The following is a 23,854-nucleotide window of genomic DNA, read 5'->3' as shown; positions in this document are numbered from 1 at the left end:
AAAATTATGGGTTTGTTATTCTTTCTACTGCTTATTTCCACTGAAAAGTATCGATTAAATGCAGCATATCTTTTTTGATATATTCTATCGCAGGTGCCAAAGAATCTGGTTTTGGACGAGAGTTAAAATATAAATTTGCGGTCACGTAATGCCTTGTGGAATCGGTGACAAAAAACTGGAGATTCGATGCTGTTGGACCTTTCAGCTCATAGAAATTCCCGAAAACTTTGCGTTCCGGATAACTGAAAGATTTGGTATCAATCGAGCTGGCTTTGATCGTATGTTCGTACACCATTTTCTCGGATTCTTTAACATGAAGAGCAAAATCGTTCTTTATCGGAAAATAAGTGATGAAAACTTTGGCTTTCATTTTTGGGTAATAAATGTAATACCAACAAGCATTTTTGGCATTTTCAATTTTGGCAAAATCCGAATATTCGAAAGTAAAATTACATGGCGAAGAAAACGCCTGATAATTGGGTTGCGGATATTCCAAACGTAGTTCACCGGAAGGTTTCGGCTGCGTTTCTGGACTACAGGAAACCAAAACAAATCCTAAAAAAGTGAAAATGAGTTTTTTAAACATTGCGCAAAAGTACAAATTAGATTTGAGATGGTGAAGCAGATTTCCCAAGAGTGATTTCTTGTTAATTTTCATTGTTATTTTAAACAAAAAAAGACTTAGGAATCCCGGTTTTGTGTTATCAATCATTCAATTCTATGAGATTCCTAAGTCAGATCAAAAGTTATTTTTTCGTACAACTTTTGTTTTTAGATTTCATTTAATTATAAAAGTTAAACTTCTGTTATTCAATGATTTTTAAATAATTTTCCAGTGGTTTTGGGAAAGATTTCTTGGAAGAACCTTCTAGATTTTCAATGGTAAAATCGTATTCTTTAGCAAAATCATTCAATAATTTTTTCGTCGGTAAGTTGACCTTATATATATATATGGTTAAATTTTTATGAGTGAGTTTGTGCAAAACCGTCTTCATTGATACCAAATATCTTGAAAAAGACTCGGGAATTTCAACCGGAAATTCATACAATTTTTTCCATATAAAATCTTCTTTTCTTTGTTTAATTAAAAACGAATGGCCGAACTGAACAAAATAATAAGTAAGTTCCAAATCCTGTGGTTTCACCTTCTTCGATTTCACCGGAAAGTCCTGAATTTTTCCTAAATTAAATGCCAAACAGTCTTTATTTAAAGGGCAAATTTCACATTTCGGATTTCGAGGTTTGCAAATTTCTGAACCCAAATCCATCATCGCTTCGTTGAAATGGCCAGCATGTTTCTCAGGCATCATTCGCAAAGTCAATTCAGAGAAATATTTAAATGCGCTGGAATTCGACACATCAAAATCATCCGCAAAAACCCGCGACAATACCCGATAAAAATTACCATCAACCGCCGGAATCTTTGCCCCGAAACAAATACTGGAAATCGCTGCCGCAGTATATTTTCCGACCCCTTTTAATTGCAAAATATCTTCATACTTTTCAGGAAATATCCCTTGATAATCCTCCATAATTTGTTGTGCTGCTTTATGAAGATTCAATGCGCGAGAATAGTAACCAAGCCCTTTCCAGTAGAGGAGAACCTCCTCTGTATCCGCATTTGCTAAGGTTTCTACATCTGGAAATCTGTTAATGAAATTATGATAATGATTAAGACCTTGTTCGATTCTGGTTTGCTGAAAAATAATTTCGCAGATCCAAATTTTGTAGGGATCATTTGTAGATCGAAAAGGCAAGTCTCTTCCGTGCGTTCTGTACCAAGCCAATAGTTTTTCACCAACGTGAAGAAAATCAGCATTTTGTTTTTTAGTTTTCAAAAAATGTTCTTATATTTGCACACCAAAAATATAAATAAATAAAGGAAATGACAAAGGCAGAATTGGTGAACACCATCTCAAATAAATTGGGAACTGAAAAGAATGAGACTCAGAAAGTTGTAGAAGCATTCATGCAGGAAATCAGAACTTCAATGTATAATGGCGACAATGTTTATTTAAGAGGATTCGGATCATTTGTAATTAAAACCAGAGCAGCAAAAACGGGAAGAAACATTTCTAAAAATACAGCAATTGAAATCCCAGCTCACAATATCCCGGCTTTCAAACCATCAAAAACATTCGTTGAGAAGGTGAAAACCAAAGTAGCAATTAAATAGTAAACTGAATAAAACGATAAGTTACAAATTAAAAATTTATAAATTATGCCAAGCGGAAAGAAAAGAAAGAGACACAAGGTTGCAACTCACAAAAGAAAGAAAAGAAGAAGAGCGAACAGACACAAGAAAAAATAATCTCTTCGCGATTTACAATATAACAATATAGTTGGTGTTTTTATATTCATAAAACCTCACCAACTATATTTTGTTTTATCTAAAATTTGAAAACTCTCAAATCATTGCAGATTTTTCTCACGAAAATCTCCCATTAATCAATCTTTTTCAAATATCCTTTAAACAGATAAAACATCATTAAGCAATAAAAAACAATTAAATAATTTTAAACAATAGCCATAAAATCCAGAAATCTTTATTGACTATCCCTCTAAATTTTTTAATTCCTTAACTCAACAATGAAGAAAGAACTGATTATTTCACATGAAGATGAGAACTCCAAAATCGCCCTACTCGAAGACGGTCGGCTGTTCGAATTACACGAGCAGGAAGACAAAAGCGACTTCGTAGTTGGGGATTTATTTATTGGTAAGGTAAAAAAACTGGCTCCCAACCTCAACGCAGCTTTTGTAAACATCGGTTACGAAAAAGATGCTTTCTTGCACTATCAGGATTTGGGACCGCAATTTCTCACGTATAAAAAATTTCTAAAAGATACTCTCGCTAAAAAACAGCAGAATTCTTCACTGAAAAACTTCGAAATTCAGCCGGAAATCAACAAAAATGGAGCGATAGACAAAGTTCTCGCAAAAGACGATAGCGTAATTTTGCAAATCACTAAAGAACCGATTTCCACAAAAGGCCCTAGAATTTCTACCCAAATTTCTTTAACCGGAAGATTTCTCGTACTGATTCCTTTCGACAAAAGCGTTTCAATTTCCAAAAAAATAAGCAATGCCGAAGAAAGGGAACGTTTGCGAACTTTAATTGAAAGCATTAAACCAGAAGGATTCGGAGTTATCATAAGAACCGTAGCCGAAGGTAAAAAAGTGGCCGAACTGCACAATGACATGAATCAATTGGTGCAGAAATGGGAAACAACCTTCAAAAATCTTCAAAAAAACAAAGTTCCAAGCAAGATTTTAAGTGAAGAAGATAAAGCTTCTGCGATTCTTCGCGACAATTTCAATGCAGATTTCGTTTCTATTATTTGTGACGACGAGCAAATGGTGAACGATATGGAAGCTTATATCGAAGTTATCGCTCCGGAACGGAAAAATATCGTGCAGTTCTACGACAAACCAATTCCATTGTTGGAATATTACAACGTAGAAAAACAACTGAAACAAAGTTTCGGCAAGCACGTAAATATTCCAAGTTCTAAAGGCGCCTATTTGGTCATCGAACACACCGAAGCACTACATGTGATCGATGTAAACTCCGGAAACAACATTTCATCTGGAAATTCAGCAAGCAAAGAACACGCATTGACTGTGAACAAAATGGCTGCTACAGAGATTGCTCGCCAACTCAGACTTCGCGATATGGGCGGAATTATCGTGGTAGATTTTATCGACATGATCAACGCTGACCACCGAAAAGATTTATACGAACACCTGAAATCAGAAATGAGCCGCGACAAAGCGCGCCACAAAATTTTACCACCTAGCAAATTCGGACTCATCCAAATCACGCGACAAAGAACGCGTCCCGAAAAACAAATAGAAACCAAAGAAGAGAACCCAAATATTGATGGCGAAATCTTGGCCCCAATTGTTGTGGTAGAACGTATGGAAGAAGTCATTCGAAACATCATCCAAAAGGAAAAAGGCAAAATCTTCTTACATGTTCACCCATTTGTGGAAGCTTATCTTACGAAAGGTTTAATAAGCACCCAAATGAAATGGTTTTTAAGGTACAAAAAGTGGGTCACCATCATCCCAAGAGATTCCTTCAAATACCTGGAATACAAGATTATCAACTCGAAAAAAGAAGAATTAATGAGTTATTCGAATTAAAAATTTGAAACTCAGAAAGTCCCATTTTTTTATAAAAATTCAGAACTCTCGTAAATTTTCGGGAGTTTTTTTTTGATTTTTTGATAAAAAATCCTTTGAAAACATTTCAATTTTAACATCTATTTAAAACAAATTCCATCCTCAATTTCATATATTTGGGATATGGAATTATATGGACGAGATTTAGTAAAAAAAATACAAACCGCCGAACTTTCAGGCGAAAATGCCCACGCCATTTATTCGCCACCATATCGCCCCGTATTTTCTTATGACGAAATTCTTACCAAAAACCCAAAATTTGCGGCGGTAAATATTGTTCTTTACCTGAAAAACAATGAATGGCATTTCCCATTGATGGTGAGAAGTACGAACCAACGCGACCGTCACAGTGGCCAGATTTCACTTCCGGGTGGAAAAAAAGAAGAAAACGATCGTAATTTTGAAGCAACCGCAAAACGCGAAACTTCTGAAGAAATGGGAATTCCAGAACATTACATCCGGATTATTCGGGAAATGTCGCCTATTTATATTCCGCCAAGCAATTTTTATGTAAGACCATTTATTTCCTACACCAAAAAAAATCCGGAATTTATTTTACAAGAGAGCGAAGCTGTCGAATTAATTGAGTTTCCGGTTTCCTCAATCCTCTCGCTTTCGGATCGTCCGGAAATGATGGTTTTGCCAAGTTCCAGAGGGATTGAAGTTCCGGTAATTAACTTCAATGGATACATAATTTGGGGAGCAACTTCAATGATTTTAAGCGAATTCAGTACATTAATGAAAAATTTGTAAATTCGCAGATTATGATAAACTGATAATGGCGAAGAAAAATATTTTCACGGATGCATTTGGCAATCTGTATTTCCTAAAAAGACTCATCATTTTCATTCTGGGGATCGTGTCTTACAGAAGATTTAATGGTTTTAATAAACTTAAAATTTCTGGAACCGAAAATCTGGTAAATCTTCCGGATTCCAATGTTCTTTTCGTCTCAAATCACCAAACGTATTTTGCCGATGTAGCGGCGATGTATCACGCTTTTTGCGCAGTGAACAATGGTTACCTTAATTCCATTAAAAATCCGATTTACCTGTTGAATCCGAAAGTAGATTTTTATTACGTAGCTGCCGAAGAAACGATGAATAAAGGGTTGATGACCAAGATCTTCAAACTTGCAGGTGCTGTTACCGTAAAAAGAACTTGGCGCGCAGAAGGGCAAAATGTGAATAGAATGGTAGATTTAACCGAGGTTGAAAATATCATGAAAGCACTGGATAACGGATGGGTAATCACTTTCCCACAAGGAACAACCTCGGCTTTCGCGCAGGGAAGAAAAGGAACCGCTAAGCTGGTAAAAAACCAAAGACCGATCGTGATTCCTATTAAAATTAATGGTTTTAGAAGAGCTTTCGATAAAAAAGGTTTGCGAGTTAAAGTAACCGGCGTTAAACCTACGATGGAATTTAAGAAGCCTTTAGATATTGATTATGATAATGATGATGCACAAACCATTCTGAATAAAATAATGGTCGCCATCGAACAGACCGAAGATTTCAACGTTCTACATGAATATGATGAAACCTTGAAAGCTCAAAAAGCTACTGTAAAATCTTAAAAATTTTCTTAATGAAAAAAATTATTGCATTATTCATATTTGTAATATTAGCTGCCTGTAATACGCAGAAGAAATATTCTGATTTCGATTACAGCTATTCCCGAAGCGGCGGTTATGCTCCGATCTACGAAAACCTTTTAATCAAAGGGAATAATGCACATTATTCTTTGGAAGCACAGGGCAAGAAATTCAAAAAAGATTTCAAAATTACATCCGAGGAGCGCAAAAAAATTGAAAATGCACTTTCGCAAAATAATTTCCGCATGATTCGCGAAGATTATCAAAAAGTTTACGACAATATTTCGACAAGCATTAATGTAAAAATCGGGAAGCAATCGGGAAGCAAATCCGATGCATCGATGATTATGGAAGGCGATAAAAACCGTTGGAACAATATAACTTCGGTTTTTCAGGAAATCATCAAAAATAAAATTAACGCTACTTCATAACTTTTCGATCAAAGACCATGACCTTTTCAGAAATCTTGCAATATTCTACAAGCAAAACTCGTGTATTACTTTATACTTCTCAGTTTTCTATTGCCAAAATGGTTTTTCACGTACTTGATTTTTCAGGAAAAGAATATGATTTTTTTCTAATGAATGGCGAAAATCGATTTTCAAATCATGATTTTGTGATTTTAGAAACGGATGATGCCGAAAAAGCGAAAGATTTTGAACCAAATATCATTTTAATATCCGAAGAAATCAACTCAGATGATTTAGTTTCAGTATTAGAAAAAATTACTCCCGGCGGAGTTTTGATTTATCCTGAAAACAAAGAAGTGCTTATAGAAAAGGCAGAAAATTATTTCCGTAAACTTCCTTTTTCACCTACCGAAATCAGTAAATCCGACGATAATTTTATCCTGCATACGGATATGGGAAATATCCCTTTAATTTCAAAAGAGGAAGATCTCCTAAAAAATATCAATGGAATTCAGCTTCTTTGTCAGCAATTCGGCCTGATGGAGGAAGATTTTTATGAGCCGATGATGACTTTTGAATAAATATCCAAATCCTTTTTCGTTTGATTTTCAACCATTAAATATCTGAAATTAAACCAGATATATTCATTCCCTCAAGATCAGGAAAATTTCATTAAATTTACGATAATTAAAAAGTAAATAAAAATGAGATACCACCATTCCGGAAAAATACCTCAGAAAAGACATACGATTTTCAAGTCTGAAAACGACCAATTTTATTACGAACAATTGTTTGGTACCGAAGGTTTTCACGGAATTTCATCCCTACTCTATCATATCCATCGTCCAACGCAAATCAAATCGATCAGCGAACCTAAAGATGTGACGCCGAAAATTGCAGTTGAAAAAAATGTGACTCCCAGAATGCTTAAAGGAATGAATATCACTGCAGAAAACGACTTTATCGACAGCCGAAAAGCACTTTTGCTGAACAATGATCTGAAAATGGGATTGGCAAAACCGAAAAAATCCACCGAATATTTCTACAAAAATGCGGAATGCGACGAGTTACTCTTTATTCACGAAGGTAAAGGAACGTTGAAAACTTTTCTTGGAAATCTGGAATTTTCCGTGGGCGATTACCTTATTATTCCTCGGGGTACCATTTATCAAATCGAATTTGAAACTGAGAATAATGTAATTTTCTTTATTGAAGCACACTCGCCTATTTACACCCCAAAGCGCTATCGAAACGAATTTGGGCAACTTCTGGAACATTCTCCGTTTTGCGAAAGGGATATCATTGCGCCAACCTTTGTAGATCCCAAAGATGAAAAAGGTGAATTCACGATTAAAATAAAAAAGGAAAATCAAATTTGGGATTTCGTATATGCAAGCCACCCTTTCGATGTGGTTGGTTGGGACGGATATTTTTATCCTTTTAAATTTAATATCAAAAATTTCGAACCTATTACCGGTCGAGTTCATTTACCACCGCCTATTCATCAAACATTTGAGGCGCACAACTTCGTAGTTTGTTCGTTTGTGGCAAGAATGTACGATTATCATCCGCTTGCGATTCCGGCTCCTTACAACCACTCGAATATTGATTCGGACGAAGTTCTTTTCTATACTGAAGGCGATTTCATGAGCAGAAATCATATCGATTTGATGGATTTTACCCTACATCCGGGAGGAATTGTACATGGCCCGCATCCTGGAGCGATGGAACGCAGCATTGGCAAAAAATTTACCGAAGAGTACGCCGTAATGGTTGATCCTTTCCGCCCTTTGAAGCTTACCGAAGAAGCAATGAAAGTCGAAGATCCTTCGTATGCGACTTCGTGGCTCGAAAATTCAGATAATTATTTAGGGGATCGTTCCCAAGAATAATCATTATTTTTTTTCCTAAAACATGACAGAAATTAGCGATAATTTCTTCAAAAGCTGAGATTCCTCATTTCGGCTCTTAGCAGAATTTAGTAAATTTGAGAAATCAAACAACTGAAAATATGATTCAATATGTAAGCGCAGAAGAAGCGGTATCTCTCATAAAAAGCGGAGATAGAATTTTTTCGCATGGCAGCGCATGTACCCCAAACTTTTTGATTAATGAGCTTGCAAAGCAATCCTCACGCCTCACCAATGTAGAATTTGTTTCTATTACCCAACAAGGAAATGTAGAAATTGCAAAACCTCAATACGGCGATCATTTTTTTGTTAATTCCCTATTTGTTTCCTCACCGGTTCGCGATGCCGTAAATTCCGATCATGGAGATTTCGTTCCTGTTTTTTTAAGTGAAATTCCATTGCTTTTCAAAAACGGACATTTACCAATTGATGTTGCGATGATAACCGTTTCACCACCCGATCAACACGGATATTGCACCTTGGGAACCTCAGTAGATGTCGCTAGAAGTGCTGTAGATACTGCGAAAACAATTATTGCTCAGGTAAATCCAAAAATGCCGAGAACTCATGGTGATGGGTTGATTCATGTTTCTAAAATACATAAAATGGTTTGGCATGAAGAGGAACTTTTAACCGTAGATTATGGCGCAAAAGTGGGCGAACAAGAACTACTGATCGGCAAAAATGTCGCGGAATTGATTGACGATCGGTCCACCCTGCAAATGGGAATTGGAACCATCCCTGATGCCGTTTTGAAATGTTTAAATAACCATAAAGATTTAGGAATTCATACCGAAATGATCAGCGATGGTATTGTAGATTTGGTGGCAAAAGACATCGTAAATAACAAATATAAAGGAACGCACCTGAACAGAACCATTACCAGTTTTGCCTTCGGAACCAAGAAATTGTATGATTACATTGATGATAATCCTTCATTTGCTTTCATGGATGTGGAACATGTGAATTACCCGATCAATATCATGAAAAACAAAAAAATGGTGGCTATCAATTCGGCAATTGAGATCGATCTTACAGGACAAGTTTGCGCAGATTCTATCGGGACCTTTCAGTTCAGCGGAATTGGTGGCCAGATGGATTTCATGCGTGGCGCAGCGCTTTCCGAAGGAGGAAAACCTATTATCGCAATTTCATCAAGAACGAAAAAAGGAGTTCCGCGAATTGTACCGTTCCTAAAACCAGGAGCTGGCGTGGTAACCACAAGAGGCCATATTCACTATGTGGTAACTGAATTCGGGACAGCCTATCTCTACGGAAAAAATTTAAAACAGAGAGCAAAAGCCCTTATCGAAATTTCTCATCCTGATGATCGGGAAATGCTCGAAAAAGCAGCCTTTGAAAGATTTTATCAAAAATAAAAAATGCCCCAGAAGAGTTTCTAACTTTTTGGGGCATTTTATTTTTACGGTATTTTTTTATCAATTAATTTTAATTAAAAGACATCCATAGAAAATGGAATTTCGGCTATCCTAAAAATTTTGTAAATTGGCATATCTAAAAAAAGAATAAAATGTCAACACTTACTTTCGCCGAAAAAATAGCACAGGCAGAAAATTTTTTACCAATTAATGGTACTGATTATATCGAGTTTTATGTTGGAAATGCAAAACAAGCAGCCCATTTCTACAAAACAGCTTTCGGATTTCAATCAGTAGCTTACGCAGGACCGGAAACGGGCGTTCGAGATCGCGCTTCTTACGTTGTTCAACAGGGAAAAATTCGTTTGGTTTTAACTTCTGGTTTAAACTCTGATTCCCCGATTTGTGAGCATCAAAAAAAACATGGCGATGGAGTGAAAATTTTGGCACTTTGGGTTGATGACGCTTACGCCGCTTTCGAAGAAACCACCAAACGTGGCGGGAAACCTTATATGGAACCAACTACAATTACCGATGAACACGGTGAAGTACGAATGTCTGGAATTTACACCTACGGCGAAACCGTTCATATGTTTGTAGAAAGAAAAAATTATTCCGGAGATTTTATGCCGGGTTATCAAAAATGGGAAAGCGATTATAATCCATCGGAAGTTGGGTTACTGTATGTGGACCATTGCGTAGGAAATGTAGGATGGGATCGAATGATTCCTACAGTTGAATGGTACGAAAAAGTAATGGGATTTGTGAATATCTTAAGTTTTGATGACAAACAAATCAATACAGAATATTCTGCGCTAATGTCGAAAGTGATGAGTAATGGAAATGGTTACGCGAAATTCCCGATCAATGAACCTGCGGAAGGTAAAAAGAAATCTCAAGTTGAAGAATACCTCGATTTCTACGAAGGTGAAGGCGTACAACATATTGCGGTTGCCACCAAAGACATCATCAAAACCGTAACCGAATTGAAAGCACGAGGAATAGAATTTCTTCCGGCACCGCCAAACGCTTACTATGAAATGGTTCCCCAAAGAGTCGGACAAATCGACGAAGACCTGAAAAAATTGGAAGATTTGGGAATTTTGATCGACTGTGATGAAGAAGGTTATCTGCTACAAATCTTCACCAAACCAGTAGAAGATCGCCCTACTCTTTTCTACGAGATTATCGAAAGACACGGCGCACAAAGTTTTGGTGCAGGAAATTTCAAAGCGTTATTTGAAGCTTTAGAAAAAGAACAAGAACGTCGCGGAAATTTATAAAACTGTAATCAACATCGTTTAGTTCCCTTTAAAATCATTTAAAATCATCCATGAAAAAATTAATTTTCAGCATCGTCTTTTGTTTTTCCACACTTGGGTTGAATGCTCAGTATGGCACGATCAATGCGATTATCCAAAGATTGGAAGAAAAACGCGGAATCAACCAGAACCTTTCCGACGTAAACATCGATAACAGAAAATTTGTTCTGATAAAGGATTTTGAGGATCACACCGAACGAAGTTTCATCATCATTAAAGGAAATTTGGTGACTTATGTAGAGATGTTTGATGACAAAAAAACCGGAGAATCGTCTTCCAATGTTTTTTCCGGCGATATCGTTCGTCCAAAATCCAATTTGATTTCGATGCGGGCCGACAAACTCGAAGGCATCAAAATTCCATTGCCAGTGACGAAAACTTTACTCATGACGAAACAAAAGAAAATCCTTTACTTGATCGACATTAATACCAAAGAACGATGGATAGAGGAATCTGCCATCAATCAAAAATAAATTTAAACATAAAAAAGGTTCAAGATAAAAGCAAATTTTTACCCTTGAACCTTCTTTTTAAAAATACCAAACAAAATGAAGTCTTTTGTAAATTACGAACAAAACTCAGATTTTTCAATCCATAATATACCGTTCGGAGTTGCGGCTTTCAATAAAGAATATATAGCTTGTTGTACGCGAATTGGCGATATCGTGATTGATTTGGCAACGCTTTACGACTACGGTTTTTTTGATGAAATCGAAGGTCTTAATGAAAATGTTTTTGAGGCTTATACATTAAATGAATTCATCGAGCTTGGCAAACCGGTTACCAATGCTGTAAGACTTAAAATCCAAGAACTTCTCTCAGAAAATTCTCAAATGGCCAATGATGAAAGAACTTTAGAAGAATGTTTTTTCAGTTTAGATCAAGTGAAAATGATGATGCCACTGCATATTCCGAATTATACCGATTTCTACAGCAGCATCGAACATGCAACCAATGTAGGAAAAATGTTCCGCGATCCAGCAAATGCGCTCCTTCCGAACTGGAAACATCTTCCGGTAGGATATCACGGTCGCGCTTCATCTATCGTGGTTTCCGGAACCGAAATTATTCGTCCGAAAGGTCAAACAAAACCTGCGGATTCCGAAAAACCTATTTTCGGGCCATCAAAACAACTCGATTTCGAGCTGGAAATGGCTTTTGTGGTGAATAAACATACCGAAATGGGCGAAAGTATTTCCACTTCGGAAGCTGAAAATGCTATTTTCGGAATGGTGCTTTTCAACGATTGGTCGGCGCGAGATATTCAAAGTTGGGAATATGTTCCGCTTGGACCATTTTTAGGGAAAAATTTCGGAAGTTCTATTTCGCCTTGGTTAGTGACAATGGAAGCTTTAAACCCATTCAGAACTTCATCTCCAAAACAAGAACCTGAAGTTTTGGATTATTTAAAATTTACAGGAGAACAGAATTACGACATCAATCTTGAGGTTTATTTGCAACCTGAAAATGGTTCGGAAAACCTCATCTCGCAAAGCAATTACAAATTCATGTATTGGAATATGGTGCAGCAATTGGCCCATCATACGGTAAATGGTTGCAATGTGGAAGTGGGAGATCTATATGCATCCGGAACGATTTCGGGAGAGCATCCAAATTCCTTCGGTTCCATGCTTGAATTAACATGGAGAGGCCAAAATCCAATCCAATTAAATAATGGACAAGAAAGAAAATTTATTGAAGATAACGATACGATCATCATGCGTGGTTTTGCTGAAAAAGACGGAATTCGTGTAGGTTTTGGCGAAGTTTCAGGTAAAATATTGCCTGCGAAATAATTCTTTCAATTAAAATTCATCATGAAAACTATTTCACCAAAAGATTTAAACAATCTTCAATTGCAAACCCTTTTGCAGACGGCAATTGCACCACGACCGATCGCACTTGCATCTACTATTGACGCGGAAGGAAATGTGAATTTAAGCCCATTCAGTTTTTTTAATCTATTCAGTTCAAATCCACCGGTGGTGATTTTTTCTCCGGCGCGAAGAGTTCGGGACAATACGACCAAACATACTTTGGAAAACGTTTTGGAAGTTCCGGAAGTGGCGATTGGGATTGTGAATCATCCAATTGTACAGCAAATTTCGCTTGCTTCTACCGAATACGAAAAAGGCGTAAATGAGTTTGTAAAATCCGGTCTTACGATGAAAGATGCAGAATTAATTCGACCGAAACTAATTGAAGAATGCCCTGTAAATTTCGAATGTAAAGTATTAGAAATAAAACATTTAGGAACAGAAGGAGGAGCCGGAAATTTGGTAATTTGTGAAATCATTAAAATTCATCTTCACGAAAAATACTTGAATGATGAAGGGAGTTTAGACCAAATGAAACTCGATTTGGTGGCTAGATTAGGTGGAAATTGGTACGCCAGAAACAATGAAAGCAATTTATTTGAAGTTCCGAAACCGTTGGTAACCAAAGGAATTGGTTTTGATTTGTTGCCGAACGAAATCAAATACAGCAAAATTTTCACGGGAAACGATTTGGGAATGCTTGCCAACATTGAAAAATTGCCAGAAGGAAATTTTACCGATGATGAAAATTTACACCAAGAAGCCCAAAAATTACTTAGGGAAAACGAAATAGAAAAAGCTTGGGAAACCTTGATATTTTAAACAAAAAAAGAGTGAAAAAATTCACTCTTTTTTTATTACTCGTTTTCTTCTTTTATGCTTAAATCTTTGTTCAAATCCGGATTCAGTTTCAGATATTTCTTCTTCTGATTGTTTCGAAATTTGATGTTGAGCATTTCTACCACCAAACTAAACGCAAGACAAGAATAAATGATGTTTTTGCTCACATGTTGGTGAATTCCTTCCGCAACCAACATCACACCGATTACGACCAAGAAAGAAAGCGCCAACATCTGTAAACTCGGATATTTATTGATAATTGCAGAAATTGGTCCTGCAAAAGCCATCATAATTCCGATGGAAACAACTACCGCAATAATCATCAGTAAAACACTGTCAACCAATCCAATAGCAGTAAGAATAGAATCCAGTGAGAACACCATATCGATCAGGATAATCTGCAAAACCACCATCGTCATCAGCGTAGAAGCGCTGGATTTTGGTTTTGGAGCATCATCATGCCCCTGCATTTTTCCGTGAATTTCGAAAGTACTTTTTCCGATAAGGAAAATACCTCCGGCAAGAAGAATGATATCTTTCCAACTTAGAGAAAGTGGCAATTCCGATCCGGGTTCATTGAACCAAGGTAATGTGATAACAGCTTCTTTCAAACCGATAATCCAATTGATCATCAACAAAAGTCCGATTCGGAAAATCATCGCAAATGCCAAACCGAGATTTCTGGCAAATCTCTGTTTTTCTTTGGGTAATTTGTCGGAAATGATTGAAATAAAAATAATATTGTCTACTCCTAAAACAATTTCGAGGAAGGTAAGTGTAAGCAAACTGATCCAGATTTGAGGATCTGCAAAATTGGGTAAATCTATTACTGAAAGGAATTCCATTGATTATATAAATTTCAACAAAAATAGCAATTAAATAATATATTGAATGTTAATTTTTACGAGTTTTAATAAAAAAAAATCACCCAAAAAATTGAGTGATTTTTGTGATTACCAGATTTTAATTCTTTCTTCTGGAGCTTTATAGAGTTTATCGCCTGGTTTTACGTCAAATGCTTTGTAGAAAGCATCTTGGTTGACAAGCGGCCCGAAACTTCTGAAATATCCCGGCGAATGCGGATCGGTTTTCACTTGGTTAGTCATGTATTGATCGGTAGATTTAGTACGCCAAACGGTGGCCCAACTCATAAAAAATCTCTGATCTTGATTGAAACCACTAATCAAACCAGGATTTCCATGATCTTTCAAATACATTTGCAATGCAGTGTAAGCCACTGCTACTCCACCTAAATCACCGATATTTTCACCGCTGGTGAATTTTCCGTTCACGAAACTGCCTTTTACTGGCTCATATTGATCATATTGAGCTGCCAAAGCTCCCACTTTCGCATCGAAATTTTTTCTGTCAGCTTCCGTCCACCAATTGTTGAGATTTCCATCACCGTCAAATCGCGAACCAGAATCATCGAAACCATGTGAAATTTCGTGCCCGATTACTGCGCCAATTCCACCGAAATTTACCGCTGGATCAGCTTTGAAGTTGAAAAATGGCGGTTGCAAAATAGCTGCAGGGAAAACGATTTCGTTGTTGGAACCGCTGTAATAGGCGTTTACTGTTTGAGGCGACATTCCCCATTCCGTTTTATCAACAGGTTTTCCTACCTTGTCCAAGTTTTTTGCATATTGCCATTCGCTTACTTTCATCAGGTTCCCGTAGTATGTTCCGCCATCTTTTGGAGCGGTGAGCTGAAGTTTAGAATAATCTTTCCACTGATCAGGATAAGCAATTTTCACACTGAACTTCGCGAGTTTTTCCTGCGCTTTTGTTTTTGTAACATCCGACATCCAATCGAGGTTATCAATATGCTGTTTGAAAGCTTTTTTCAGGTAATCGATATAAGTTTCCATCTGCTCCTTTGCACCAGCTGGGAAATATTTTTCTACGTAAAGTTTACCAAAAGCTTCGCCCAAAGTGCCGTTTATTACACTTAAAGCTCTTTTATCCATAGAGCGTTGTTCTTTTTGTCCTTGAAGATATTTGGAGTAGAAATTGAAATTGATATCATCCAACTTTTTATCAAGATTGGTTGCGTTTCCGGCAATCATTCTAGCTTTCATGTATTCTTTAATTAAAGGCAGCGTGCGCGCATTCATCCAAGAATCCATGTTTTGATAATATTTCAATTCACTTACAATCACTTTATCGGTCTTCACTCCTGCTGCAGAAAGATATCCTTTCAGATCGATATTCTTCACCAGTCCAGGAAGTTCTGCTACTGTTTTCGGGTTATAGCGCAAATTTGCATCCCGGTTTTGCTCGTTTGTTAAAAGATCATTCGCAAGACGTTTTTCGAAAGCAACTACTCGTTGAGCGGTTTGATCAGCTTTTGTGTCGCCTAAAACAGTGAACAGTTGAGCCACATAATTTTTATATTCATTTAAAGTTTTCGTGTTGGCTTCATTTTCTTTTTGATAATAATCTCTTCCTAATCCCAAACTAGGTCCTCCAAAATAAACCGCATTCATCTTAGAGTTTTTCATATCAGAACCTACGCGCCAAGCATAAAAAGGGTTATCTCCCGTTTTGGTGGCATCAATTAAATATTTCTGCAATTCTGCAATCGTTTTGATTTGATCAATTTTAGCCAAATCTGCTTTGATAGGATTAATTCCATCGGCATTTCTTTTGTCCCAATCCATGAAAGTTCCGTAAAGTGCTTGGATTTTCTGACCTTCAGAACCTTGAGCAAAATTATCGGATAAAATTTTATTTAAAATTTCCAAAGAAGCAACATCCACATCTTCACGAAGTGCATTAAAACTTCCCCAACTCGATTTGTCTGACGGAATTTCTGCAGTTTTGATCCAATTGCCGTTCACATAATTAAAGAAATCGTCCTGTGGACGCACCGAAGTGTCCATATAAGAAAGATTAAGACCTTCTTCTTTTGCAGTTGCCGGTGTGGTTTGCGTTTCAGGAGCAGTTGTAGATTGTGCTGTATTCTTACTCGAACATGAACTGAGAAATACGATTCCTGAAAATGCAAGAATACTTATTGAAATTTTTTTCATTAGATAAAATTTAGAATTGATCCTTAAATAGTCGCTTCGCAAAGCGATTTGTTACCTCTTTGTCTAAAAATAAAAATATATTTTAAACCCTGCAAATAAAAAATCACCCTGAGAATTTCACAAGGTGATTTGTATACAATATTTTCGAATCTTTCTTTACCAGATTTTAATTCTTTCTTCCGGTTTTTTGTAATGTTTGTCGCCTTCTTTCACCTCAAATGCTTTGTAGAATGCGTCGGTATTCACCAAAGGTCCAAATGCGCGGTAAAGTCCCGGTGCATGCTCGTTGGTTTTAATTTGGTTGATTAATGCCGCTTCTTTTTGTAAAGTTCTCCACACGGTTGCCCAACTCATAAAGAAACGCTGATCTTGCGTGTAGCCGCTGATTAAACCAGGATTTCCGTGGTCTTTGAGGTACATTTGCAATGCATCGTACGAAATATTTACTCCTCCCAAATCTGCGATATTTTCACCATTGGTGAAGGTTCCATTCACATGCGTTCCCTTCACTGGTTCATAGCTGTCGTATTGTGCTGCGAGGGATTTTGTCGCTTTCTCGAAGTTGGCTTTATCTTCTGCAGTCCACCAATCAACAAGATTTCCTTCTGCATCGAATTGGGCTCCGGAATCATCAAAACCGTGAGTCATTTCGTGGCCAATTACGGCACCAATTCCACCAAAATTAATCGCTGCATCAGCTTCTGGATTAAAGAACGGAGGTTGCAAAATAGCCGCCGGGAAAACGATTTCGTTGTTTAGAGGGTTATAGTACGCGTTTACGGTTTGTGGTGACATTCCCCATTCTGTTCTATCAACCTGTTTTCCGATTTTATCCAAATCTTTTTGATATTGCCAAGCGGTATAATTCTGAAGATTTTTATACAGAGTTCCGCCGGTTTCAGCAGATTCAAACTGAAGTTTAGAATAGTCTTTCCACTTGTCCGGATAAGCCACTTTCACGGTGAAAGTATTGAGCTTTTTCATCGCTTTTTCTTTGGTTACCGGCGACATCCATGATAAATTGTTGATGTGTGTCGCGAAACTTTTCTTAAGATAACCAATCAGTTCCACCATTTGAGATTTCGCTTCAGCCGGGAAATATTTCTCAACATATAATTTTCCGAAAGCTTCACCCAAAACTCCGTTGATCAACTCGAAACCTCTTTTGTTTTGAGCTCTTTGCTCTTGCTGACCTCTCAAATATTTTCCGTAAAAATTGAATTTTTGCTCATCTAAATTTTTAGATAGATAAGATGCACTGCCGGAAAGCAAGTGAAATTTCATATAATCTTTAATTAAAGGAAGATTTTTTTGGTTAATGAACTGATCTAAATTTTTGTAATAATTTAATTCGCCAACAATTACTTTATCCGTTTTAACGCCAACTGCTGCAAGATATTTCGGAAGATTTACATTCTTCACCAAAGCTGAAAGTTCGGTCATTGTTTTCGGATTGTATTGCAAAGTAGCGTCACGAATTTGCTCATTGGTTAGGTAAGTTTTTGCAATACTTTTCTCGAACTTCACGATATTCTGTGCAGTTGCTGCTGAATTTTTGTATCCTAAAACATCCAACATTGAAGCGACATATTTGGTGTATTCTGCCATTGCCTCAGCGTTTTTAGGATTGTCTTTTTGGTAATAATCGCGCCCCATCCCCAAGCTGGCGTTTCCTAGATAAACCGCGTTCATTTTAGAATCTTTCAAATCTGCATCGATTTCCCAACCGTAGAACGGATTTTCTCCATTTTTAGTCGCTTCAATCAGATAATTCTGAAGATCCGAAACCGATTTTATTCCATCAATTTTCGCCAAATCTCCTTTAATCGGATTAATTCCGTCTGCATTTCGCTTATCCATATTCATATAAGTTCCATATAAATCCTGGATTTTTTTGCCTTCGCTTCCTTCTGCAAATTTCTCGCTAAGAAGTGAATTGAGGATCGTCATGGAATTATTGTCGGTATCTTCAGCCAGCTTGTTGAAGCTTCCCCAAGTGGATTTATCCGAAGGAATTACAGCTGTTTTCATCCAAGTTCCGTTCACGAAATTGTAGAAATCATCTTGCGGACGAACCGATTTGTCCATTGTGCTGAGATCCAAACCTTTTTCAGGATTTTCGTTCGCCGTTTCTGTTGGTGGAATTGGTGTAGCGGAATTTGTAGCTGCTCCATTTTTTGCGGTGCATGAATTTAATGCAATGATTCCTGCAAAAGCAAGCACGGTTATGTTGATTTTTTTCATTGATGAAATATGATTTATCGTTTAGTCTGAAAGAAATTTTAAATGTTACATTTTCTTAATAAAAAAACCATCCTTGAAAAAGAATGGTTTCTGGTTTTATTTGAAATTTATTTTTCCGCCAATCACGTTCTTTACTTTTCGATCGTCGGGATCTCCGTAAATATCAATAATTCCACCAGCGCGAGTGGTTGCTTTTACGGAATCTTTAACATATACTTCAGCAAAGCCACCTGCATTCGCAGTAACACTGGTGTTTTTCGAAACTGCATTTTTTCCGTAATATTTCCCTCCAGAATTCACTACAATATCCTGATTATCGGCTTTTCCAGAAATTTTCACCTCACCGCCAGAGTTTGTTTTCACATTCAATTTTTCTGCATCTACATTCATATCGATTTTCGAACCTTCATTTGAGGTTAGCGAAAGCATGCTGGTTTCCATTTCATCTGTTGAAGTAATCGATGAACCTTGGCTTGCCTGGATATCATTGATTTTTTGGTAATATACTTTAACTGAAATTGTTCCGCCTTGAAGGATTTTTGCTGGCGATAATTTTATTTTTAGTTCACCATTTTTGTTAATGGTTTCTACCTCCGCATCTTCTGTTTCGGTTTCCACTTTGTTTTCGTTGGATGGAATAAGCGTGATGTTAAGCTTATTGTAAACCTTCAGCGAATTGAATGAACCTACATTTCTAACGGATTGTGCAAATGATAACTGAAATGCCAGAATCAAAAAACTTCCTAATACTTTCTTCATAATGATATTGATTTTTTCTTTTATGTAAACGTTTTCTCTATTATTTTATTTCTTTTCAATCTTTATAATAATCACCTAATTTCTTTCACCAAAATCTCCACTAAATCCTGCAAAACTCGTTGAGAAACAAAATTTGCAAAATCATTTCGCTCTAAATGAGGAAGAAAAAGCCGATTGGTTTTCTCAAAATCCCTCACTCGAATAGAATAGAAAACAACCCCAATTTCATTATTAAATTCATCAGAGTTTGGTCCTGAAACCCCTGTCGTAGAAACCGAAATATCGGTTCCGAACAATTTTTGGCAACCCAAAGTCATTTCCTGAGCGACTTCTTGGGAAACCACCGTTTTTTCCGAAATCGTTTCCGCAGAAACACCTAGAATTTTTATTTTTTGATGATAATTGTAAGGCACAATTCCTCCCTGAAAATACTTCGAACTTCCTGAAACCGAAGTAATCAATCGCGCGATTTCGCCTCCCGTACAGCTTTCGGCAGTAGATATGGTGAGATTTTTTTTCGTTAATATTTCTTTTAAAATTTCCTGAATTTCATTTCCGTTCCATGAAATTACTTTTTCTTCAATGAATGGTCGAAGTTTTTCAACCTCTTTATCTAATTGATTTTCAATAATTTGAAAATCATCTCCAACACCTGTTAATCTCAATTTCACCCGATTTCCGATGGGCAAATAGGACAAAGAAATATTTTCCGGAAGCGCCAATTCCCAATTTTCAATTCTCATCGAAAGCAAACTCTCCGGAAAATCAACCACCGAAATAATGCGTGAAACGATGTATTGCAACGCAAAATGCTCTTTTAAATAAGGAATAATTTTGTTCTGAATCAGCGGTTTCACTTCATAAGGAACTCCGGGAAGGCAAATTGCAATTTTACCATCTTTGCATATCATTTGGCAAGGTGCGGTTCCATTTTCGTTTTGAAAAATCTGTGCTTTCGAAAGTACTACTGCTTGATTTTGATTAATTTCCAACAAATGTTCGCGTTTTCTTTTAATCATTAATTTTCGAAGATGCTCGAAAGTTTCTTCATCCAGCTTCAATTCATCTTCAAAAAATTCCGCAAAAGCAATTTTCGTTTTATCATCTTTGGTCGGACCCAAACCACCGGTTGTTATCACGAGAGTCCCAATTTCAAAAGCTGATTTCAAAGCTGTTTTAATGGTTTCAACATCATCTGAAATCGTGAAAATCTGTTGAACTGCAATTCCAATATTTTTAAGTTGAGCTGCGATATAATTGGAGTTTGTATCTACGGTATTTCCGGACAAAATTTCGTCGCCAATGGTGATTAGAACTGCTTTCATATAAAGGTTTGAGATGTAAATTTACTAAAATTGAAAGGAACACTACCTCGTCAACCAATATTTAATTTCTCTTTTGTATTTTATCTTCCAAATTTAAAAAACTCGGTGAGCGGATGTTTTTTATTTTTCATAAATGCAGACACCATCGCCATTCCCGTTACCGAAAAAGTGATTCCGTTGCCCCCAAAACCTAGTACAAAATAGGAATTCTTGAATTTCCGGTGTTCCCCGATATAAGGAAGTCCGTCTTTGGTTTCACCGAAAGTTCCTGCCCAAGTAAAATCGGTGTAAAATTGATGTTCCGGAAGTAATTTTTTCAAGGTTTTCAGAATTTCTTTTTCTTTTTTTACAATCATTCTATCGCGTTTTTCGGGATCCTGAAAATCTTCATCTCCTCCACCGATCAGTAATCTCCCATCGTCGGTTGTTCTCATATAAAGATAGGGCTCATCGGTATTCCAGAAGAGTGTTTTGTTTAAATTTTTGATGTTTTCCTTATCAATTTCCGAAACTGCTGCGAAAGTGCTTTTCAATTGGACAAAATTTTCTTTTATTAAATTTTTACTTTCATAACCGTTGCAATAAACAATCTTTTTAGTTTTAATTTTCACTTCATTACTGGTCATCACTTCATTAAATCCCTCATGATATTTCACGGATTTCAATTCGGTTCTATCGTAAATTTTGAGTCCTTTTTTAAGGTTAAAAGCCAAAAGTTCGTGCGCTAAAATGAATGCATCGATACTCGCACCTTTAACTGATAAAATGCCGCCAAAAGTATTCTTCAGTCCATATTTTTTTTGGATTTCATCAGAATCAATCCATTTTACATTAAAACCGGCAGAATTTCTCGCGTCGAATTCCTTTTTCAACCATGAAATATCTTTCTTTTTAGAAGCGAAATACAGCGATTTTTTTCTTTGAAAACCCGCTTTAGATTTTATTTTTTTCGAAAGTTTTTCTAAAATATCAATCGATTCCGAACAAGCTCGATAACTTTTCACAGCGCCATCTTTTCCAATCATTTCCGATAATTCGTAAAGCGGAATATCGATTTCATATTGCAACATCGAAGTGGTTGCAGAAGTGCTTCCGTTTGCAATTTCACGTTTATCGATGAGGATTGTTTTGTAACCGTCTGCAATCATTTGGTGCGCCATCAAACTTCCGGTAATTCCGCCTCCGACGATTAACACATCACAATTTTCGTCAGACTTCAAAGAAGGAAAAGAATTTAAAATTCCGTTTTTCACCAACCAAAAAGGTTCATTCGATTTCAGATCCATAGATTTAATTTTTGTCAGACCTATCAAAATCTGAGCCTTAATTTTTTAAATATTAATTAAAAAAAATGAATTTTCCTTTTATTATAGATTTAAGAAAAAATTAACACTGAAACAGGCTTTCTACTGCTTCATTGGTTTAAAATTTGTTATGTAAAGAACACCGCATCGACCATTCCCTTGCTCGATGCATTTCATTTTAAATATCATTCAATAACATTAAAAAAAATATTATTATGAAACCAGACTTAGGAATTACAGACAAAAATTTGACTTCAGTAAATGACCTTCTAAACCATGTATTGGCTGATGGAAACGTACTTTACATCAAGTTGAGAAAATTCCATTGGAATCTTTCAGGAGATAATTTCATGGAACTGCACAAATTATTCGAAGAACAGTACGATGCTGTTGCGGAAGCGATTGACGAAGTTGCGGAAAGAATCAGCACTTTGGGCGGAGTTGCAGTAGGAACAACTTCTGAGTTTGCAGAATTATCACTATTGATTGAAAATCCAGGAAAAATCCCAACCAACCAGGAAATGATTAAGGAATTGGTAGCTGATCACGAAACTATTGTAAAAGCTTTGCGTAAACATGTTGACGATACGGAGGCAAAATATAAAGATAAAGGTACTTCCGATTTCTTGACCGGCCTTATGCAACAACACGAAAAAATGGCTTGGAAACTGAGAAAATATTTCAAAGGATCGTAGAAAGTTTTTGATATTTAAATAAAATCTCCGGCGCAACTTCGTTGCGCCGGAGATTTTCCTAATGAAAAATTTACTTCAAAATTCCCGCTAGAAAAGTTTTCATTTCCTGCCATGATTTCTCATCCGCTTCTTTATTGTAGGCAATCGGAAGATTAAATTTCTTTCCTATTGCAGTTGCATCCGGATTGGTAAAGGCATGCAGCGCATTCGGATAATTTACGAATTTATAATCGATTTTTGCACTGTCCATTTCTTTCTTGAAGGCTGCGATTTCTTCTTTCGGAACAAAGTTATCCGCAGCACCGTTCAGGACGAGATACTTTACTTTATTATTTTTAGCGCGGATGCCTGTTTTCAGATTTCCGTGGAAGCTTACCACACCTTTGAAATCGCTTGAAAGCCGGCCCATATTCAATGCCTGAGCTCCACCGAAACAATAACCGACGATGGCCATTTTACTGTAATCAGATTTCTCCGCGAGGATTACCTGATGCTTTGCCGCATCGAACATTCTACGGGCATCAACCGGAATATTATAGAAATGCGAGGCAAGCTTTTGTGCTTCTTCAGGAGTTTCAACCACTTTCTGGTCACCATAATAATCGACACCCACTGCGTAATAACCCAATCCAGCAAGCTGTTTCACACGGCTTTTTACATAATCATTTAGTCCCCACCATTCCGGCAGTACGAAAACTACAGGCAATTTTCCTTCAATATCAGGATTGTAAGCTGCAAAAGAGCGGTGAGTAACACCGTTGATCTCGGTTTTCAGTTCTTCAGTTTTAATATTACCGCTTACATTTTCTGCGGTTGTTGTATTTTCTTTTTCAGAAGCAGTTTTCTCTTTACAGGAAGCGGCGGAAAACAAGATCGAAAGCGAAACGGTGAGTAATAAAAGTTTCATAACTCGTAGTGCATTATTAAATTAAAGATACTTTAATTTTGTTCATTTTTCTATTAAAAACAAAAACATTTACAAATTGAATAAAAGTTAGAGCCGTAATTTTACTTAAGATTCTGGTTTTAAAA

At 36.6% G+C, this 23,854-nt stretch carries 22 protein-coding genes and 1 pseudogene; 13 read left to right on the top strand and 10 right to left on the bottom strand.

From position 1 onward, the window contains the following. Positions 1-31: 31 nt before the first annotated feature. Positions 32-658: a gliding motility lipoprotein GldD gene (gldD, locus tag H0S70_RS00110; protein ID WP_228453754.1), complete on the bottom strand. Its 627-nt coding sequence runs from the start codon at positions 656-658 to the stop codon at positions 32-34. 148 nt (positions 659-806) lie between these two features. After that, positions 807-1,838, bottom strand: a complete 1,032-nt coding sequence (gene mutY, locus H0S70_RS00105; protein ID WP_188321252.1) for an A/G-specific adenine glycosylase — start codon at positions 1,836-1,838, stop codon at positions 807-809. A gap of 47 nt (positions 1,839-1,885) precedes the next feature. Here mutY and H0S70_RS00100 point away from each other — a divergent pair, with 47 nt between their 5' ends. The 12 genes from H0S70_RS00100 to H0S70_RS00045 all read left to right on the top strand — a co-directional run bounded on the left by H0S70_RS00100 (position 1,886) and on the right by H0S70_RS00045 (position 13,442). Continuing rightward, on the top strand, positions 1,886-2,176 hold the full coding sequence (locus H0S70_RS00100) for an HU family DNA-binding protein (protein WP_088264242.1): 291 nt from the start codon (positions 1,886-1,888) through the stop codon (positions 2,174-2,176). A gap of 413 nt (positions 2,177-2,589) precedes the next feature. Then, a complete protein-coding gene (locus tag H0S70_RS00095; protein ID WP_188321251.1) occupies positions 2,590-4,149 on the top strand; it encodes an Rne/Rng family ribonuclease in 1,560 nt (519 codons plus the stop codon). Positions 4,150-4,311: 162 nt separating this feature from the next. Further along, complete coding sequence (locus H0S70_RS00090) at positions 4,312-4,941, top strand: NUDIX hydrolase (protein WP_188321250.1); 630 nt, start codon at positions 4,312-4,314, stop codon at positions 4,939-4,941. A gap of 25 nt (positions 4,942-4,966) precedes the next feature. Beyond that, positions 4,967-5,764, top strand: a complete 798-nt coding sequence (locus H0S70_RS00085) for a lysophospholipid acyltransferase family protein (RefSeq protein ID WP_088264246.1) — start codon at positions 4,967-4,969, stop codon at positions 5,762-5,764. 11 nt (positions 5,765-5,775) lie between these two features. Then, complete coding sequence (locus H0S70_RS00080; protein ID WP_188321249.1) at positions 5,776-6,213, top strand: hypothetical protein; 438 nt, start codon at positions 5,776-5,778, stop codon at positions 6,211-6,213. 17 nt (positions 6,214-6,230) lie between these two features. Further along, the gene (locus tag H0S70_RS00075) at positions 6,231-6,773 is read left to right on the top strand and encodes a hypothetical protein (RefSeq protein WP_228453753.1); all 543 of its coding nucleotides are present in this window, start codon (positions 6,231-6,233) and stop codon (positions 6,771-6,773) included. Positions 6,774-6,896: 123 nt separating this feature from the next. Continuing rightward, positions 6,897-8,084, top strand: a complete 1,188-nt coding sequence (locus H0S70_RS00070; protein WP_188321247.1) for a homogentisate 1,2-dioxygenase — start codon at positions 6,897-6,899, stop codon at positions 8,082-8,084. 119 nt (positions 8,085-8,203) lie between these two features. Beyond that, a complete protein-coding gene (locus tag H0S70_RS00065) occupies positions 8,204-9,481 on the top strand; it encodes an acetyl-CoA hydrolase/transferase family protein (RefSeq protein ID WP_188322162.1) in 1,278 nt (425 codons plus the stop codon). A gap of 152 nt (positions 9,482-9,633) precedes the next feature. Beyond that, positions 9,634-10,764 (top strand): 4-hydroxyphenylpyruvate dioxygenase, encoded by a 1,131-nt coding sequence (gene hppD / locus H0S70_RS00060; RefSeq protein WP_188321246.1) that lies wholly within the window; start codon positions 9,634-9,636, stop codon positions 10,762-10,764. A gap of 50 nt (positions 10,765-10,814) precedes the next feature. Beyond that, positions 10,815-11,276, top strand: coding sequence for a hypothetical protein (locus H0S70_RS00055; RefSeq protein ID WP_188321245.1), 462 nt, complete (start codon positions 10,815-10,817; stop codon positions 11,274-11,276). 75 nt (positions 11,277-11,351) lie between these two features. Further along, positions 11,352-12,599, top strand: a complete 1,248-nt coding sequence (gene fahA, locus H0S70_RS00050) for a fumarylacetoacetase (RefSeq protein ID WP_188321244.1) — start codon at positions 11,352-11,354, stop codon at positions 12,597-12,599. 21 nt (positions 12,600-12,620) lie between these two features. Further along, a complete protein-coding gene (locus tag H0S70_RS00045) occupies positions 12,621-13,442 on the top strand; it encodes a flavin reductase family protein (protein ID WP_123248515.1) in 822 nt (273 codons plus the stop codon). Positions 13,443-13,477: 35 nt separating this feature from the next. On the opposite strand, the gene H0S70_RS00040 is transcribed toward H0S70_RS00045, so the two are convergent. From H0S70_RS00040 to H0S70_RS00015, 6 genes are all read right to left on the bottom strand, one after another. After that, a complete protein-coding gene (locus H0S70_RS00040; RefSeq protein ID WP_123248514.1) occupies positions 13,478-14,305 on the bottom strand; it encodes a TerC family protein in 828 nt (275 codons plus the stop codon). Positions 14,306-14,413: 108 nt separating this feature from the next. After that, positions 14,414-16,495, bottom strand: coding sequence for a M13 family metallopeptidase (locus H0S70_RS00035; protein ID WP_188321243.1), 2,082 nt, complete (start codon positions 16,493-16,495; stop codon positions 14,414-14,416). A 156-nt stretch (positions 16,496-16,651) separates the two neighbouring features. Continuing rightward, positions 16,652-18,739, bottom strand: coding sequence for a M13 family metallopeptidase (locus tag H0S70_RS00030; RefSeq protein ID WP_188321242.1), 2,088 nt, complete (start codon positions 18,737-18,739; stop codon positions 16,652-16,654). Between the two features lie 96 nt (positions 18,740-18,835). Then, on the bottom strand, positions 18,836-19,498 hold the full coding sequence (locus H0S70_RS00025; RefSeq protein WP_188321241.1) for a head GIN domain-containing protein: 663 nt from the start codon (positions 19,496-19,498) through the stop codon (positions 18,836-18,838). Positions 19,499-19,569: 71 nt separating this feature from the next. After that, positions 19,570-20,823 (bottom strand): CinA family nicotinamide mononucleotide deamidase-related protein, encoded by a 1,254-nt coding sequence (locus tag H0S70_RS00020; protein ID WP_188321240.1) that lies wholly within the window; start codon positions 20,821-20,823, stop codon positions 19,570-19,572. 80 nt (positions 20,824-20,903) lie between these two features. Continuing rightward, a complete protein-coding gene (locus tag H0S70_RS00015; RefSeq protein ID WP_188321239.1) occupies positions 20,904-22,109 on the bottom strand; it encodes an NAD(P)/FAD-dependent oxidoreductase in 1,206 nt (401 codons plus the stop codon). 233 nt (positions 22,110-22,342) lie between these two features. Between H0S70_RS00015 and H0S70_RS00010 the strand changes: the two genes are divergently transcribed. Further along, positions 22,343-22,822 carry a Dps family protein gene (locus H0S70_RS00010; RefSeq protein WP_123248509.1) on the top strand — a complete coding sequence of 160 codons (480 nt, stop codon included), beginning with the start codon at positions 22,343-22,345 and terminating at the stop codon, positions 22,820-22,822. A 70-nt stretch (positions 22,823-22,892) separates the two neighbouring features. Here H0S70_RS00010 and H0S70_RS00005 read toward each other — a convergent pair whose 3' ends face one another. After that, complete coding sequence (locus H0S70_RS00005; protein ID WP_188321238.1) at positions 22,893-23,729, bottom strand: dienelactone hydrolase family protein; 837 nt, start codon at positions 23,727-23,729, stop codon at positions 22,893-22,895. Between the two features lie 16 nt (positions 23,730-23,745). Next, positions 23,746-23,854, bottom strand: a pseudogene (locus H0S70_RS14040) (IS982 family transposase); the annotation flags it as partial.

Origin of the sequence: Chryseobacterium manosquense, from assembly GCF_014623485.1 — a bacterium.
GTDB lineage: Bacteria > Bacteroidota > Bacteroidia > Flavobacteriales > Weeksellaceae > Kaistella > Kaistella haifensis.
Note: the sequence above shows the minus strand (reverse complement) of the source record. Positions and strands in the feature narration are given on the sequence as shown.

Bases quoted from the DNA above. Each gene is read 5' to 3' on its own strand.
- gldD (WP_228453754.1), bottom strand. From the start codon at position 658: ATGAAAATTAACAAGAAATCACTCTTGGGAAATCTGCTTCACCATCTC.
- H0S70_RS00100 (WP_088264242.1), top strand. From the start codon at position 1,886: ATGACAAAGGCAGAATTGGTGAACACCATCTCAAATAAATTGGGAACT.
- H0S70_RS00095 (WP_188321251.1), top strand. From the start codon at position 2,590: ATGAAGAAAGAACTGATTATTTCACATGAAGATGAGAACTCCAAAATC.
- H0S70_RS00090 (WP_188321250.1), top strand. From the start codon at position 4,312: ATGGAATTATATGGACGAGATTTAGTAAAAAAAATACAAACCGCCGAA.
- H0S70_RS00085 (WP_088264246.1), top strand. From the start codon at position 4,967: ATGGCGAAGAAAAATATTTTCACGGATGCATTTGGCAATCTGTATTTC.
- H0S70_RS00080 (WP_188321249.1), top strand. From the start codon at position 5,776: ATGAAAAAAATTATTGCATTATTCATATTTGTAATATTAGCTGCCTGT.
- H0S70_RS00075 (WP_228453753.1), top strand. From the start codon at position 6,231: ATGACCTTTTCAGAAATCTTGCAATATTCTACAAGCAAAACTCGTGTA.
- H0S70_RS00070 (WP_188321247.1), top strand. From the start codon at position 6,897: ATGAGATACCACCATTCCGGAAAAATACCTCAGAAAAGACATACGATT.
- H0S70_RS00065 (WP_188322162.1), top strand. From the start codon at position 8,204: ATGATTCAATATGTAAGCGCAGAAGAAGCGGTATCTCTCATAAAAAGC.
- hppD (WP_188321246.1), top strand. From the start codon at position 9,634: ATGTCAACACTTACTTTCGCCGAAAAAATAGCACAGGCAGAAAATTTT.
- H0S70_RS00055 (WP_188321245.1), top strand. From the start codon at position 10,815: ATGAAAAAATTAATTTTCAGCATCGTCTTTTGTTTTTCCACACTTGGG.
- fahA (WP_188321244.1), top strand. From the start codon at position 11,352: ATGAAGTCTTTTGTAAATTACGAACAAAACTCAGATTTTTCAATCCAT.
- H0S70_RS00045 (WP_123248515.1), top strand. From the start codon at position 12,621: ATGAAAACTATTTCACCAAAAGATTTAAACAATCTTCAATTGCAAACC.
- H0S70_RS00040 (WP_123248514.1), bottom strand. From the start codon at position 14,305: ATGGAATTCCTTTCAGTAATAGATTTACCCAATTTTGCAGATCCTCAA.
- H0S70_RS00035 (WP_188321243.1), bottom strand. From the start codon at position 16,495: ATGAAAAAAATTTCAATAAGTATTCTTGCATTTTCAGGAATCGTATTT.
- H0S70_RS00030 (WP_188321242.1), bottom strand. From the start codon at position 18,739: ATGAAAAAAATCAACATAACCGTGCTTGCTTTTGCAGGAATCATTGCA.
- H0S70_RS00025 (WP_188321241.1), bottom strand. From the start codon at position 19,498: ATGAAGAAAGTATTAGGAAGTTTTTTGATTCTGGCATTTCAGTTATCA.
- H0S70_RS00020 (WP_188321240.1), bottom strand. From the start codon at position 20,823: ATGAAAGCAGTTCTAATCACCATTGGCGACGAAATTTTGTCCGGAAAT.
- H0S70_RS00015 (WP_188321239.1), bottom strand. From the start codon at position 22,109: ATGGATCTGAAATCGAATGAACCTTTTTGGTTGGTGAAAAACGGAATT.
- H0S70_RS00010 (WP_123248509.1), top strand. From the start codon at position 22,343: ATGAAACCAGACTTAGGAATTACAGACAAAAATTTGACTTCAGTAAAT.
- H0S70_RS00005 (WP_188321238.1), bottom strand. From the start codon at position 23,729: ATGAAACTTTTATTACTCACCGTTTCGCTTTCGATCTTGTTTTCCGCC.